Raw genomic sequence first — 15,856 nt, 5'->3', positions numbered from 1 at the left:
GCAGCTTGGTCCGTTCATTGCCGATGATGGCCCAATCCTCAGACCAGTCGAACTGGAACGCTTCCCCGGGCTCAAAGGCCAAAGGCACGAACGTGTCCCGTCCTGTTGTCTGGAGTTCTCTCTGCCGGTCCGCCTTCCATTCTCGAGCAAAGGCGGCAACACGGCAGTAGGAACCTTCATAGCCAAGGCTCACCAGATCAGAATGTAACTGCTTCATCGTCCGCTTCTGCTTGCGGCTCTTTTTGGATTCCGTCTTCAGCCAGGCCGACAAGCGATCCGCAAATGGATCAAGCTTGCTCGGCCGCTCCGGGACCTTGAACTTCGGCTCTACGCCGCCCAGGCGCAGATATTTGCGGATGGTATTCCGGGATAGGCCAGTCCTGCGGCAAATCTCCCGGATCGATATCTGCTCTCGAAAATGCCAGCGTCGGATTACGCTCAGTAACGCCATGTCGATCACTCCAGAGCCCCCGCTGAAACCACAGGGGATGATTGAAACATGGGTCAATTCTCAGTGATATTTTCCCGCAATCCCGGGTCAGCTCTCAGCGCAAATCAACAGTCGATGCGAACGCGACCGAACTTTTGGTTTGTAGGGGCGATCATCACGCGATGCCCTGACGCCTCCAGGCGCTTGAAGAGTTCATTGGCGAAATCGAGGCACTTGTCGAGGCAAGCCTTCGACGTGATGACATCCAAAAGCAGCTTCTTGTAAGGCTTAAGATATGCTTCCTCATCGACCGGTCGGCCAGACTCGAAATGTGCTCGGGCGCCCCTGATGAGTTCATGAATTGCCTCCCGTGAAACGCGCTGACGCGGAGCGCGCTCACGGATCTTCGGCACATATGATGGCTTGGGTCGGACTGGCAGCTCGCCGTCTCTCGACCACGAAAGCAGGTCACCGGGACGCGCATCGGGGAGGGGGTCTTGTGGGGGTGCCTTTCCCACGGCCATTTTCGCCCAGTAGCCACGTTCTGGACGTGGCACGTTCAACGCCGAGCAGACACGGGCCATGTAGCTGCTCGATACCTCGAATTGTTCCGCAACCCTCAGCATGGGCTTGGACCAGACAAGTTCATAAAGTTCTTCTCGTGTGACCACAGGTACCTCCGGTACTGCTCGGGATGTTCTCACCTGCCCGAGGCGTGACGTTTCGTTGAACCACGGTCGGTGCCTTGCGAATTGTCTTATCAATGGTGCGCAAGATATTGTCTCGAATGGATTCGTGAAAAAATGTTGGCGCGGAGATGAGAGCCGCGCTTGAGGGGGATTTCGTTGAAGGGAGTTTTCGACACGAAGCCAAACTCAGGCTACAAGGATGAGTTGACGCGCCAATATCAATTTCCATCGCAATATAGACGCGCCGTTGAACCGCTGGTGGGAGATTGGATCGTTTACCGGGAGCCACAACGAAATGGTGGGCTTCGCGCCTACATCGCCGTCGCGAGAGTTCTTCGAATAGATCCGGATCCCACGCGCGAAAATCTCTTCTATGCCGTGATGGGTGACTACCTTCCATTCGACCGTCCAGTGCCATTCTCGACCGACGGGAAATACTCCGAGGCGTCCTTGCGAGCGATCGGGGATCCAACTCGGATCGGCGTTTATCTACGAGGGCGATCGATACGTGAAATCTCGGATTCTGATTTCGCCGTCATAGCGCGCGCTGGCCTGGCCGATACACTGTCGCCAGCCAACGCGATCCGGCTCGAACTTGATCAACACCATGTGGACGCGCGGACACAAGCCTTGCTCGCCGCGCCCATCGAGGCTCAAGAGCGCGATATCGAACAAATCTTGCTCAATCGAAAGATACGAGATGCGAACTTCCGAAGGTGGGTTTGCGATGCCTACGACAACAGATGCGCGGTCACTCGTCTTCGGATCGTGAATGGAGGCGGGAAGGCGGAGGCTCAGGCCGCCCATATTTGGCCTGTCGCCGAGGGCGGTCCCGACGTCGTTCAGAATGGCCTCGCCCTATCGGGGACGGTGCATTGGCTGTTCGACCGGCACCTCATCTCCCTAACGGATGATTACCGCCTTCTTGTTTCTCACAACAAGGTTCCGCCGGAACTGCGGAGTCTATTCGAGAAGCAGCTTGATAGAATTCACCTGCCAGTGGATCCGCAGCTGTGGCCGAATTCGACGTATATCGGGAGGCACCGAGAGAAGTTTAGCTCGCTCTAGGATGCGCGGCTAGAACCGACATTTCACATTCGGCACCCCAACGCGCTGCCATGACAGTTAGGGACTCAACGGTCGAATACCATGTGCCCACTTCTCGGCGGTTCATGCTCCTGGAGGAAGGAAACGACCCGTTCTTGGATCTCCGCCACGCTTTCTGGCCGCCCGCGGCATTTCATGGCCCATCCCCTTCCGGGATGGAGGACATCCCATAGCGGCCGGAGACCATTGTATCTTCCGGATCCGGGATCATGATTGCCAAAACCGTCGAGGACCCGGTTCCAAAGTGGTTTGAACGTCGCGATCAAGAGACTTTCGCCAAGTGGTATCCATATGTCGTCGACAATGAGGAACTTCGCCACGAAATCGGCGACCTTGAGATTATCCGTCCCATGCTGTTCAACCACGGCGATCGACTCCCGGTGCTCTCCGAGTCGATTGAACAGCCACCGACCCCTGGCTTCCGAGAAAAGGCTGGAGCCCCGACGCGAGCCGCTAGGGATCGCCTTGCCGATATAGATCGGCCACCTCAATTCCTCGGCGTTCGCTTCGCTGATCGGTGCGTACAGGGGATAATCGCCTCTATAGTAGATCACGTAGATCCCAGCGCCCTCGAAGACAGGAATGTCACCGATTGGATGCTCGGACTGATCAAGAAGCGCCTCCGCCACTGATTTGCCAAGGTTAAGCTTGTCGAGAGGATTGTAGGGCCCGCGTGTCATGCCCCACTCGCCGAGAGATGCTCGCGAACCGACTTGGCGACAACTTCACCCAACGTGACAGGCACGGCGTTGCCGAGCTGGCGCATCGCCTCGCTCCAGGCGCCATGCAACACGTAATTGTCGGGGAAGGCTTGCAGACGCGCGCTTTCCCGGATCGTGAAATACCGAACGCTGCCGTCGGCGCGTCGCAACATATTTTCTCCGCCCGGAACGCCGTGGACGCCAGCCTTTAGCGTCTTCGCTGGCTCATCGAGCGAACTGCCCGTATGGCCGACATAGCTTCGCGCGCCCGGTTGAAGACGATGGTTCAGGATCTCGCTGCTTTTGCCATCCAACCTAGGTTCGGGTAATCCCTCCAATGCGTCGCGAACGGTTCGCCAAGGCATCTCGGCTGGCTTTTCCTTGAGGGACTCGCCACGAGCCTTGAACCTTACATTGATGACGCGGTCCTTCTTGGCCACCCGGTGGTGGTCCCAATACTCATCCGTCTTGAACTGCGAATATAGCAGCGCGTCGAGCGAATGCGTTTCCCGGGGAAAGCACCAATCAGCGACGATACCCTCCGCGAAGCCCACGAAAACGACGCGCTCGCGCTTCTGCGCGACGCCGAAATTGGCGGCGTTCACCAACTGGTGGACGACGCGATACTCGATGCGGCCACCAGAGGTGTGATGCCGCTGCAGGCGGTCACGATGATCCTGCCAGTCTTCGTCACCGGTCAGCTCCATGGAGGGATATTGAAGCTGCAGCAGTATGTAGCCGAGGTATGTCGAGAAGGTCTCTCGCGTTAGGCCCTTCACGTTCTCAAAGATGAACGCGCGCGGTCTTATTTCACGGACGGCGCGGACGGCCTCGGGCCACATATCGCGGCTGTCATCGTGCGCGCGGTGACGGCCACCGATCGAGAACGGCTGACATGGCGGGCCTCCGGTGACGAGATCGATCTTACCTTCGAACTTCCGGAAATCGACGTTCCGAACGTCACCTTCGATCGGAGTTGGCCATGAGGAAATGACCGATCCCGCCAGCTTGCGGTTTTCCCTAAGGGTGTCGCAGCACCAGCGGTCCCACTCCACCACCATCTCTGGCTTGAAGCCGGCGAGGCTGACCCCCATGCCAAGTCCGCCCGCTCCCGCGAAAAGCTCAATCGCTCGCACCACTCGCTCCCTTGCCGGCGAGGAAGCCAACGATCTCGTCCTTCAGCTTTTCCTCGTCCTTGACTTCGCATTCCCAGATCACGAGCACTCGCCAGCCGAGCGCGGTGAGGGACTGCCTAACCCGTTCATCTCGTACCTGATTCGACGCAAGTTTCGGACCCCAAAAATCCAGCCGGGATTTGGGCATGCGGGCCAGCCTGCAGTTTGGGTCGTCATGCCGATGCCAAAAGCACCCGTGAACGAAAATAACCGTATGGTGCCGGGGCAGCACGATATCCGGTGAACCGGGAAGATCGCGCCGATGCAGTCGGAAACGGTAGCCAAGGGAATGCAATAGCCGCCGCACCCGAAGTTCCGGCTTAGTATCGCGGCCACGGACCCGCGACATCCGCTCGGAGCGCGCGGAGGGTGAGAGTGTATCGGTCATCCTTGACTACATGAACTCAAACCGGCGATCCGGCAATACCGGTTGGAAAGACGGAAAATCACACCATCGAATGAGAGCTTGCCTCGTGATTTGTTCGATCGCTTACGCCGCGATCTTGGTCGCGAACACGCATGATGTGGCTCCCGGGGGGCTTACCAACATCGGCCACCAGAACGGGCCAGCCTTCCAACCGAGCGCGGGACCACCTTCCTGCTTGAGAAGAATGATGGCCGGCGCTTGCCGGCCCGGTTGGCGCACGAGATTGCGCAGTTCCGCCGTACCAAGGATGGAGAGACCGGACCGGTCACCCGACCGGCCTTTATCGAGGCGACGTCCCACCTGGGCGAGCAAGGCTACCTTTCCATCGCTTTTCTCGGCATAGTAACGAAGAAGTCCCTTCATCGCCTCCCATTCGAATCCGTCATTCTCCCTAAGCTCGATCGTTGGTTCTATCGCGTCGATAAGGGCGAGACCGTCTTCGATGCCGATGTCGATGAATGCGCTGGCCCCGATCGCCTCTTGGGGTACCAAGGCATCGACCTTGGCCGTTTGTCTCGCGAGCTTGGTGGTAGCGACGGTATCGAAGCCTGTGGGAAGCAAGACGTCGCTTGGTCGAATGGCGACGACATCGCTAAGCGTTACCTTGCTCGGCGCGCATGGGATGAAGCCTTGCCGCGCGTCACTCTGAATGAAGACGACACCGCCGTCATGGGCGCCGCTTTCGAAAGCTTCGCGAAGCGCGGTCTCCAGCGCGTGAATTTGCGTGAGACGGGTGTAAACACCTCGGGACGTGTAGAAGCGTGTGACGGCGATATCATCACGTTCGCGGGCACCATACATCCGCGAGTGTTGCAGGACCGTGTCGGCTTGCATTCGCTTGGGACTTCTTCCGTAATAGAAGGCGATCAGATTAGGCACCGTGATGCCTCGATCGAGGATGCTCCCGCCAATGAACAAATTCGCCTTGGTGCGAAGCCGAAGCTCAGCGGTTTCCTGGTCGAGAAGCGGTTCCAGCTGTACATCGGAATTCACACGCTGAACGTTCAGTTCACCGTCGGAGATTAACTCGCGCACATCCGTGAACGCCTCCTCGGCGGTGGGCATGTGGCTGGCATTCGCCTGCACCGATCGCTCGAGGTCCCTGTAAGATTCATCAAAGAGCCCGCGCAACCTCGGATCGTCGTCTGTCGCCGCTTTCTCGAAAGCCGATATGATTCGCTGAACGGTCTCCCATTGCCACGTATGCGCCGCGCGCTGCGTGTCGTTATGCATGATCATCGCGTATTTCTTTGGCCGTTGTTCAAGCGCCGTCTGCTGGCGCCGTCGGACTGCGACGGAAAGCAAGAAGTTCATAAGGCTCCGCTTGAGCACCTTGATATTCTCGCTCGTCCAGATCCGGTCCTCTCGGATCGCCCGGCCGTCGTTCGAGCGAAGGGCGTCAAGCTCCCGATCTCCTACTTCTTCATAGAGGTAATAGCGCGGATCATCGGCATCCCATCCGCCGAAATATGTTTCTCCGCCAACGTAAGCGTCATGAATCGGAAGAAGTTCCGTGAACGCTGGCCGCTTCGGATAGAAGATCTCCTTCACCTGGGTGGCGTTCTCATAATCCTCGGGTTGAAGATAGAGGGCATAAGGCGTCGCGGTCACCTGCAGGAACGCGATCCCCGGAAGCGACTTGCGGAGCAAGTCCATTTGGTTGGCGATGGCGCCTTGATCGATGTCGTCCTCGCCCTTTTTTCGCGCGAACCGAATGCTTGCCATGTCCGCTTCGTCGTCGACCAAGAGTACGCGCTTTTGCTTGAGTTCCGGATACTTCTCATCAAAGAACGCCTGAATGCGCGAGAGATTGTGCACCTGCTTCTTGGCGACGATGATGATCTTCCGTCGGAGTTCGGATTTCGTCAGGGCTTCCGGCGCCGACATTATATCGAAAAGGACAATCAGATCGTCGTCGATGAACTCCTTGAAGTCTCGTCCGATCCGCTTGACCGTTTGGTTGGCCAACGTCTTGGTGCCCTTCGTCAAGACAATCGCGATATCGAAATCCGTGTCGAATGCCCTCGCGATCACGCCGAGGAAAGCGCGCGTCTTTCCCGATTGGATCTTACCGAGCAGCATTCCAGGCTTGTTGGGATCGACGGCCGATTGGAGTTGATCCACGACCGACTGGATGCAGTGTTGCAAGGCATCATCGTCGCGACGGCTGTCGCGCAAGCGAGAATAGAAACCCATGAGATAGTCCTCCCCAGACCCTAAGGAAGACATTGCTCAGCGCAACCATAGATGTCAATCCGTTTGGGGCCTTTCTCGCTCGGTCGCGGTGGTTTGCTGTGACGGACTGAATGGAAGAGCAATTGTTCTGAGGCAGCGGTCGTTCCAGCTTGTCGGAGATTTGCCCCACTTGTACCTCGGCGAACATACTGTCTACCTTGTCACACGCTCGGCGTGATTCTTTCGCTTGAGTATCGAACCCACATAACCGTTTCTTTTAAATGGCCAGATCAAAAACGGCTTCGGCCCAGATAATACGCCCCGGACCAATCGGCTACGTTGAGTATGAAATCGACATCGAAGCGGCCTTGCGCAGGGATTTGCCGCGACTTGTAAGTGAGATCTCAATCACGCCACTTACTATCGAGGCGATAAATAAGCTTCCAGAAGGAGCTAAGGGGGCCTATGTCCTTTTCTTGGATGAAAAGCCTATTTACGCGGGGAAAACAGACGTTCGCCACGGTTTCCGGGATCGCCTGAGCAGACACTTCTACACCATTCGGAATCGAGAGAACCTGGATCCTTCTCGTATTGGGTTCAAGGCAATCCGCATCATGGTTTTCTCGAATTTCGATGTCGAGGCCATTCTCATTCATGAGATGAGGAAAGCGGATAAAAAGGTGCTGGCTTGGAACTATAGCGGCTTCGGTTCCAACGACCCGGGGCATAATCGCGAGGGGCAGAGACCATCGAAGTTTGACTTTGAGTACCCAATAAATATAGATCGCGAATTAGGTTTATTCGAGCCTGGCCCTCATCAATTGCTCCCGATGTTAATCCATCTCAAGGAGAATTTACCATATTATTTCCGTTATGAGACGGATTTACTTCCGGGAAAAAAGAAGCCTGAACATTATACAAAGGGGCATGCGGATCAACGTTCCGCCGCGATGGTCCTGGTAGATGCCGGAGATTCGGTTCGTAACTTGCTTAATAAGGCGCGGAAGGTTCTCCCAGAGGGTTGGCAGGTCACGCTGTTTCCGGGGCGGGTAATTCTTTACAAGGAAAGTACAATCTACAAACATCGCTCAGAGGCGTTTTGAGGATTGATGTCGCGACGCCTCGATCCCTCCGTTGGTACCGCTTCTTCATGATCTTGCCCTCATCGTAACGTCTGGCTTAATTTCCCTGGCATGCAAGCAAAGCCTGTATCGGTGAGAAATCTCGCCGAAAGGGGGAATGGAATACCGCAACTCCCTGGAGGATCCAATGGTCAGCGGATGGGATAAGTCACCTGGAGCAGACAATGATTATGCACCTAAGCCCTGGTCACGCGCCAAGTGGTCTGCCTTCATCGTTGCTTTGTTTCTGTTGGCCGGAGTAATAGGCGCTTGGCGCTAAGTGTTGAGCAGCTAATCTGTGGAATAGGAAATAATGGACGCGGCGCCAAAATATCCGGTGAGGCTGCTTGCGTATTGCGAGGCAGGCTGGGGTCGCATCCAACGAATGAGCTATGATCGTCGGCGAGCTATTCAGCTCTCCGGTATTCAATGATCACCTGAGCTTTGCTCAAATGGCGCCGTCAGCAACCGGTCAGGCGGTGTCCCGAACCTGCGATCACGCCGCTAATGACTGTCGATGTTTCGAGGTCTTTTTGGTGGCGCGACATTCATCGAAAAAGGGCCAGCCAATAACGCAAGGTGGGAAGTGTCGTTCCTCGTCTGTGGACAACGCATAAAGTTAAAGGCGAGTATATTGACAGCGGTTCCACCCAAGGTTCTTCTGACAAGCGAATAAGTAAGCTTTTTTACAGCAGGCTGAAGAGGCGGGTGGGGCATTTGGTCAACAAGTGCTTCGTCTAGTTCCGCGCGCGTTATTTTACCGAAAGCATTCTGAGAGCGCTCGTACGACAACGTGCCAGCGGCACTTTGTATTGCTCGGTCGACCCCGATTTCGTTCTTGAGAAGTGCTCGCAATCATCCATGGGGCTTTGGGATGTCCGTTCGCACGCTGTTTCGATTCTATGGTAATTTTCATGGATCGCTTCTTGGACTGCCCGCTTCCGGTGGGCCTGAGCGTTGGCCAGGACTAATAGAGATCGGCAGGCAAGCGAATGAAATTGGGGAGCTGGAGCTTGTTTTAAGGCTGAGCCCCCGCGACCCGCCCGATACAGATCCGCAGCCTGCCTGGAAAGCCGTCGACAACGGGATCAATGCCGCCGGGATATTTCTCTTTCAGCATGAATCCGAGGCCGGCGAAACCGACGTGACGCTACCCGTTTCTTCGGGCGCTACGTTCAGGAAAAAGGAAAAAGGTCGAAGGACGACGATCAGTAGCCGATTGTCGTTCAACAAGAAGGGCGATCTGCGGATCGAGCTCATAGTGCCGACAGCGCTATCGGCCCGATCAGAAAATCTTATGTCGCCGCCCCCCGTCGTCCTTTCGCTGACATACAGTCTCAAGACATTGACGAAAGAAAGCTGGCCGGTCGCCGACGAAACTGCGCTGAACGGATGGGATTCAAGCGGTTCTCCTGTCGCGGTGATCGTTGACGCTGGTTACATCCACGGCAGCGCTGCAGTTTCCAAAAGCGATCGCGCGAAGCTGCTCGAACCGATCAGGGACGCTCTCGTCCTTCCCGGTATTGGACGCGAGCTGTCCGGATTTCCTGCGGTCGACATCGGCCCCGAAAAGGGCTCGGCAAAACTCGCGCTTACCATCGGCCCGAATCCACATGACACTGATGGTCGCATCCGGGCTTGGCTCGTTGATTTCGGCGTCAAGAGTCCCGGCGCGCTGAAACCTGGCAAAGCAATCAGCGCTGACGCAACGGGATTTCGTTTTGCGTTACCGGGGACTGAACCGCAGCCGGGAGGTGACGATCTCTTCAAGACCGACGCTGCGCTTCTCGAAGTCCATTCTTCGCTTTCTGCCGCGCCGGCAAGCAACGACTGGACAAGGATCATGGAGGTGAGGACGCGCCTGGCGTGGCGCCAGCGCGACGACAGCGCGATAACCTATGTTTTGGCAGCCGCATCGGCGTCGATGGATGCGGCAACGGCCAGTCTTCATGATACGGAACCCGATCAGCCGCAGTCGTTTCTTCCGAAATTCACACCGGCGCTTCAGCTAACCCCCGTCCCGCTCGCCCTTTACAGTCGCCATCTGGCAGAGCAGCCAACCGATGATCTGTGGACAGTGGCGACTGCAGGAAGGCCGCTGGACGGTTTCCGCATGAGCCTGTCCGACGTTGATCTTTCCGACAAGGGCCCCGACAAACCCATCGAAATAGCGGCAGCCTTGCCCTCCTTCCTTACCTGGTCTTCAGGCGGTCGCGACGATGTCACGTTTCGGTTGGCGCATGACCCGCAGGTGCTGGCGTCGAACGCCGATCCCTACCTGTTCAATTTCCGCCTGGAGCCGGTTGCCGAGACCAGCAACCGTCAGTTTTTTGGCCGGCTAGGCGGCATCAGCTTTGCCAGGACGATCGATCAAGGCTCGCCGCAAACGCAGCCCAAGTCGTTGCTCCACACGGACGGCGATGATTCGCCATTCTACAGTCACCTCCGGTTTGGAACAGGAGCGCTGGCACCCAAACCCTCCACTTCGACCGACTGGGTCAAGACAGACGTCGATGTGAACCTTCGTTTGGGATTTGAGGCCGCGGCACCTGTAGGCGTCGATGTCGAAAGAGGCGATCGCAACGGCGCTGCAACCCCGATACTTGTCAATCTTCATGAGGCAGAGGGGCAGGAGAGGGTCTTTCTCCTCACCGCGCGAGAGATCATCGGTCCCAGGCGGGATCGCCGACTGCTTGCTACTCTTAGCGATATAGATCTGAACGTGCTGACCCAGAACGCCCTGAGCGACGGCGCTGTCGCAGGCGCTGCAGGCCGCAAGAGAACCCGGTCCGCAAAAACCACCGCGGCTGTGACGCGGCGCGGTGAGTATGTTCTTCTTGGAACCGAGCCGTTCTCGGTCATCAAGCTCTATTCCGAGCCGCTGTCCGAGCGTGGTGATCAGCAAACGGCGGACGTTGCCGTCTATGACAGCGATAGCCGACGCTGGCAGCTCAAGGTGACATCGCGGACCTATCAATACGCGCTGCCTCCGCAGTCGATAGGTGAGAGCGCCGACAAACCGCGTCGGCTCGAGATCGTCGATCCGGAGCCGGGCTCGGCCGACGCAAACTGGCCGTTCCCGCGCAAGGAGGTCGGTCGTGCGGCCGAACTGCGGTACCGCAACGTCGAGTTTCGCCTCACTCCCTCCGCGGAGCTCTGGGTTTCACCCAGCGATCTTGAGCGCGGCTATTTTGACCCCGAATGGGCGGCGCGCGATATTTTCCGTCAACAGGGCGACTTCGGCATCGGGGCTGAGCTTGCTGGTTTCCGAGGCGAGTTCCTCTACGGCCTGATGGTCAGCGTCGATCCGTCACGCGAGAAGGGGCCGGCGGCCCGTGCAAGAGTCGCGGAAATCGAGGCTCTCACCGGACGACCGCCGGGCGCTCCGCGGGCCTCGCGCATCGATGCGACCTATGGCCAGCGATGGAAAAGTCTGTCGACGGCTATCGCACGCCGGCCCGAGCGGCTTGAGATCTGGAACCGCGGAACAGCCGAGCAGAAGACGATCGCGTCTTCGCATTTTCGGGAGGGTGCTGCCTTCGCTCTGCGATCCACAGCGCTTCATCGCCCGGCGGTCGCGATCCTTGAGCATTCTCCGGTCGAGGTGCCGAACCAGCTCTTTCCCGGGCCCTCTTCGCCGCGACTTCACGCGAAAGGGTTGAGCGGCGGCGCACTATGGCCGATCGAGTCCAAGAATGTCTACGAATCCCTGCTGCGCGAACCCGCATCGACGGGTGGGCATATCGAGAACATTGCTCTGTCTCCGATCGGCGGCGATGCCGACCAGCGTGCAGAATTCCGCAACGGCATTGTTGCGATCATCAGCGAGACACGAAACGGTTTCATCCAGCGCCAGCAGGTCGAGGTTCTCGGCCGCGTTGGCGCTTGGTGGAACCGCGCCAAACACGTCGTGGTTTACGAACGGACTGTCAATCCGAGCGCACAATTTACCCCCGAAGGGGGTATCAAGCAGCGTACACGTCGTCCGGTCCTGCGAAAGGTCAGCGAGTATATCGAATTTCTGGAGCGCTGCCGAACCTACCCGGACTTCGATGACGTATCCCCGAGAACGGTAGGGTTCCTGGAAGCGCTCAAGTTCGACAAGATCATACCGGTCGATAGCGCCTGGAGCCGAGACGTCGGGGATTACGGCTGGATGATTCCGCTTTGGAACCCGCACGCCGCAGCGCTGCGCCCCCAGGTCTATCCCCGTCCAATGGCCGGGTTCGTCAGTAAGGCCGAAGGCGAAGGCGACCGCGCCAACGTCACACAGGAATGCCTTAACCCGCACAACCTGTTTTTTTATACCGATACCAAAACCAACAATGCGGATACGAATAGTTGGCCGGCAACGCTTGGCATCGATTTCACCAATCTGCCATTCCCCAGGCATGTCGGGAAGGCGCTGAGCGAAGTTGCTGGCCCCGGTTCCGACGCGAGGTCTCAGCCCCCCGCGCCCCGGCTGCCGCGGGGCTATCATCAGTTTACATGGCTGCTCGCGCCGGCTGCACATCGAACGGCAATGAATGCAGAGCGGGCCGAGAAACCCCTCTATGCCGGCCTCGAAACAATCACCTTCACGCGCGCCGCCAGGACGGCGGCCGCGCCGCCTGCCATCCTCAATGACTTTCTCAACGCCGCGACCAGCGTCGGATCGCCGAATACGACCCGTAAATACTGGAAGAAGGGGGGTGAGCCGCAAGGCGATGTGGGAACCGCCTTTGGAACGATATGGACGCATTTCAGCGACTTCCGAAAGGCTGTTGAAACAGGGGACCCGGTTCAGGTCCTTCAGGCGGCAAGACAGTTCAAGACGACGCTCGGCGACACCTCCGGTCACACACAAATTCTCGATGACCTCGTAAGGTCGTCCGGCATCAACGATACCCTCAAGCTCAAGTCGGTCGAGGACTTGATCGGCAACGGCAAGGCGCGGTGCGAGGAACTTGCCGGCGATCTCATCGGAGGGATCCGGCGCAAGAAGCTTTTACTCATCGAACAAATGCGCTCCTGGCATGCGGAATATGACGATGCACTGGCTGACGATTCCGGATTTGACGCCGACAAGCAAAGTCTGATCGTGACCCTCACAGAGGAGATCGAAAAGGCGCTAACGCCCCTGTTCGATGAGGCCGGCAAGGAGATTGCCAGTGTCGCTGCAAGCATCGACGGCGCTCGCGCGATCGTCCGCGAACTTCAACTGGCATTTCAGCGGGCCGCACAAGGAGCCCGCACCCAGATCACCGAGTTCTCTCAATCCTACGATCGGTCGAAACCCTGGTCGACCTCCCGACTGGACGAATTTCACAACAAGGTCGCCGATTGCGCTGATCGCTACGCACACAATCTTCAATCCGAAATGGACGACGCACGGGCTCGGCTCATCGTCCAAACCGACGATCTGGCGCAGCAGCTCAGCGATTTTCTCGCCCGCTGGCTGAAGGATCTGGTTGCTGAAAAAGACAAACTCGGCAGGAACCTGAAGGGACTGGCGACCCTGCTGAAGGACAGAGGGGCCGCGGCGGCCGCGGCGCTGGGCGTCCTGGCACAGCCCTCCGGTGGCGGGCAAATCGATGCCGTGATCGCAAAACTCGAGGCGATCAAACCCAAATTACGGAGGCAAGATCACCTTGATGCCATCGCGGCGCTGCTATCCACATGCGATCGGTTGAAGGCTGTCGTACGCGCCGCTCAGGACAGGCTTGGCGCATTTCAGGCGTCCGTCACAACGAATCAGCAAAACGCGGAGGCGCTTCTCGGCGCCGCACATCTTGCGGTGGAGGATCTATCGGGCGAGGTCGACCGCCTCGTGCGGGACGCGAGCGCTTTCATTCTGGACCTTCTTGCGCTTGTCGATCAGGCGTTGCTCGATGAAGCAAACGCTGCGCTCAGCGTGGTCGCTGGTTTCGTGGGAAATGCGGCGACAAAAGCGCTCGCTGAAGTCAGCACCTTTACGAAGGCTGCCGACCTCATCGTCGTCACGATATGCCTGGAAATCAATGCTCGCGCTGCCGTTCTGGAGGAGGCGATCAACGACGGGTTCGAGCTCATCGGAGATATCGGCGAGGATATCAGCGACGGATTGAGCACCGCCGCAGCCAAACTCGCCCCATCCAACATCCTACATGAGATCATCGTTGCAAAGGTCGTACGGCCGACCCTCTTCGAGCTCCTCAAGCCGCTGCCCGATCGTATCAACACCGTGCCGGCCGTTGCCGACCTTCGATCTCAGCTCAACCGGCTGGCGGCAGCGTTCGAGCAAGGCCTGAACGAACTGGACGCCGACGCCGTCGACATCATGGAGACGGTCCAGGACGCCTGCGCAAGCCTCGCGACAACCATCAAGGACGCCCAACAATACCTCTCGGATGCGGCAGGGGATCTTGCCGACCATGTCAAAAACGAAATCGCCAAACAGCTCAAGCAACTCGATGACCGCCTTGCTCCGCTCCTGTCTGACGCCGGTGCGCTCATGGCTGCGGCCCAGAGGTTGGAAGCAGACTTTCGCAAAATCGCCAATGATTTGACGCGATCCCACGAAATGGCCGAAGCGTACGGCGAGCGTGTGCTCGATGCTGCTGGCAACATCACCAAGGGCGGCATTATGGCTGCCCCAAGCAACGTCCTTAAGCTGGCCGCCGCGGCCGCTTCGGTGCCCGACTTGCCGGGTCTCGACTTTGCCCGCGAGCGTCTCGGTTATTACTACGACGCCGTCAACGACCTGATCGACACAACTCCGGCCGAAGCCTGGTTTTCAAGGATCGGCGACCAGTTCAAAGCGATCGGCCTGAACTTTCCTTTCGAGCAGATCGGCAACGGCCTTCGCGCTCCGGACCTTTCTGAGTATGGCGTCGGCCGCATCTGCGATTCTTTCGGTGCCTTGAAGCTTCGAGACCTCTGGCGTTATTCCGGAATGCCGCCGGGTGCCCGGGACGCGATCAAGGTCACCAACGATTTTGACAAAAAGGCGATGCGTGCCTGGGTGCGGATCGACATCAACCTGCCTCTTCCCGGTCGCAGGTCGCTTTTCGCAGTTGGTCCCTTCAAACTGGACTTTGTCGACAGCCGTTTTGTCGGCCAGGTGATGATCGAGGCGTCGAAGGACAGCGACACAGTCAAGCAGACCGGCAGCGCGACCTTACACACTAACATCGATGCGGTCGTATCCGGGCAATCGATGGTCCGGCTTGACAAAGTGGCAGTGAACTACTCCCAGGACGACGGGCTAAAGGTCGACTTCGACCCGAAGAACATCAAGCTCAACGAAATATTCCGTTTCATTCAAGACACCTTGGGATCGATTTTCCCTGATGAGGTCGGCGGCCTCAATCTGATCAAACAGAACGGAATTCCGATCGGCATCGAGCATGAGTTCGCAATGCCGCCGATCGATCTGATGTACGGTACGAGCGGCGTAACGAATATCCAGATCAACAACAAGTTTCAGCTGATCGCCTATCCCGAGTTCATGATTGCCGATCGGTTTTCGTTGTCGCGGCCGGACCTGCCGTTCATTTTTTCAATCTTCATTCTGGGAGGAACCGGCTACATCTGGGTCGAAACCCAGTACCGGCCATTTTCGAAAGGCGGAGGAGAACTCCTTGTCGTCGTCGAGGCGGCCGCCGGAGCATCCGCCTCGCTTGGTTTCGCCTTCGCAGGCATAGTCGGATCGGTTTCGATCTCGCTGAGCGCGGCGCTGACCTACCGCAAGCTGATCGGATCATCGGGAGGCGGTCTCGGCGTCTCGCTGGTCCTTGTTATCCTCGGCAACGTCAACATCTTCAACATAGCCAACGCCTATATCGGCCTGATGCTGCGGCTGTCCTATCGGGATTCCGGCCAAATCGATGCCTACGGGGCGCTGACCGTCACCATCCGCATCTCCAGGTTCTTCAAGATTACCGCACGTGCCAACGTTCGCTACGTCATGCGTGACGGCCAGAGCAGCACCAAGACCGTCACCAACGTTCAATCCAGCGCCGACGAAGACCTCAAAAAGGCAAAGAAGCTGATCGCAGCCACAGCCTAGAT

At 57.8% G+C, this 15,856-nt stretch carries 9 protein-coding genes; 3 read left to right on the top strand and 6 right to left on the bottom strand.

Annotated features, from left to right (window positions below; all coding sequences use genetic code 11):
• Positions 1-451, bottom strand: a 451-nt coding sequence (locus J2046_RS32170; RefSeq protein ID WP_210058755.1) for a transposase, incomplete at its 3' end; no start/stop codon positions are given.
• Positions 452-555: 104 nt separating this feature from the next.
• Positions 556-1,101 (bottom strand): hypothetical protein, encoded by a 546-nt coding sequence (locus tag J2046_RS32165; RefSeq protein ID WP_210058753.1) that lies wholly within the window; start codon positions 1,099-1,101, stop codon positions 556-558.
• A gap of 174 nt (positions 1,102-1,275) precedes the next feature.
• Here J2046_RS32165 and J2046_RS32160 point away from each other — a divergent pair, with 174 nt between their 5' ends.
• Positions 1,276-2,187 (top strand): HNH endonuclease, encoded by a 912-nt coding sequence (locus J2046_RS32160; protein WP_210058751.1) that lies wholly within the window; start codon positions 1,276-1,278, stop codon positions 2,185-2,187.
• Between the two features lie 65 nt (positions 2,188-2,252).
• Here the strand turns inward: J2046_RS32160 and J2046_RS32155 are convergent, their stop codons facing one another.
• The 4 genes from J2046_RS32155 to J2046_RS32140 form a co-directional block, all read right to left on the bottom strand.
• Positions 2,253-2,906 (bottom strand): Eco29kI family restriction endonuclease, encoded by a 654-nt coding sequence (locus tag J2046_RS32155; protein WP_210058749.1) that lies wholly within the window; start codon positions 2,904-2,906, stop codon positions 2,253-2,255.
• On the bottom strand, positions 2,903-4,063 hold the full coding sequence (locus J2046_RS32150) for a DNA cytosine methyltransferase (RefSeq protein WP_210058748.1): 1,161 nt from the start codon (positions 4,061-4,063) through the stop codon (positions 2,903-2,905). Before J2046_RS32150 ends, J2046_RS32155 begins: the two co-directional genes overlap by 4 nt.
• Complete coding sequence (locus tag J2046_RS32145; protein ID WP_210058747.1) at positions 4,050-4,490, bottom strand: very short patch repair endonuclease; 441 nt, start codon at positions 4,488-4,490, stop codon at positions 4,050-4,052. The genes J2046_RS32150 and J2046_RS32145 overlap by 14 nt, the downstream gene beginning before the upstream one ends.
• 102 nt (positions 4,491-4,592) lie before the next feature.
• Positions 4,593-6,725: a Z1 domain-containing protein gene (locus tag J2046_RS32140; protein WP_210058746.1), complete on the bottom strand. Its 2,133-nt coding sequence runs from the start codon at positions 6,723-6,725 to the stop codon at positions 4,593-4,595.
• Between the two features lie 260 nt (positions 6,726-6,985).
• On the opposite strand from J2046_RS32140, the gene J2046_RS32135 reads away from it, so the two are divergent.
• Complete coding sequence (locus tag J2046_RS32135; RefSeq protein ID WP_210058745.1) at positions 6,986-7,807, top strand: GIY-YIG nuclease family protein; 822 nt, start codon at positions 6,986-6,988, stop codon at positions 7,805-7,807.
• A gap of 1,315 nt (positions 7,808-9,122) precedes the next feature.
• Complete coding sequence (locus J2046_RS32130) at positions 9,123-15,854, top strand: AAA family ATPase (RefSeq protein WP_210058744.1); 6,732 nt, start codon at positions 9,123-9,125, stop codon at positions 15,852-15,854.
• Positions 15,855-15,856 lie beyond the last annotated feature (2 nt).

Source organism: Neorhizobium petrolearium, from assembly GCF_017873175.1.
Taxonomy (GTDB): Bacteria; Pseudomonadota; Alphaproteobacteria; order Rhizobiales; family Rhizobiaceae; genus Neorhizobium; species Neorhizobium petrolearium.
Note: the sequence above shows the minus strand (reverse complement) of the source record. Positions and strands in the feature narration are given on the sequence as shown.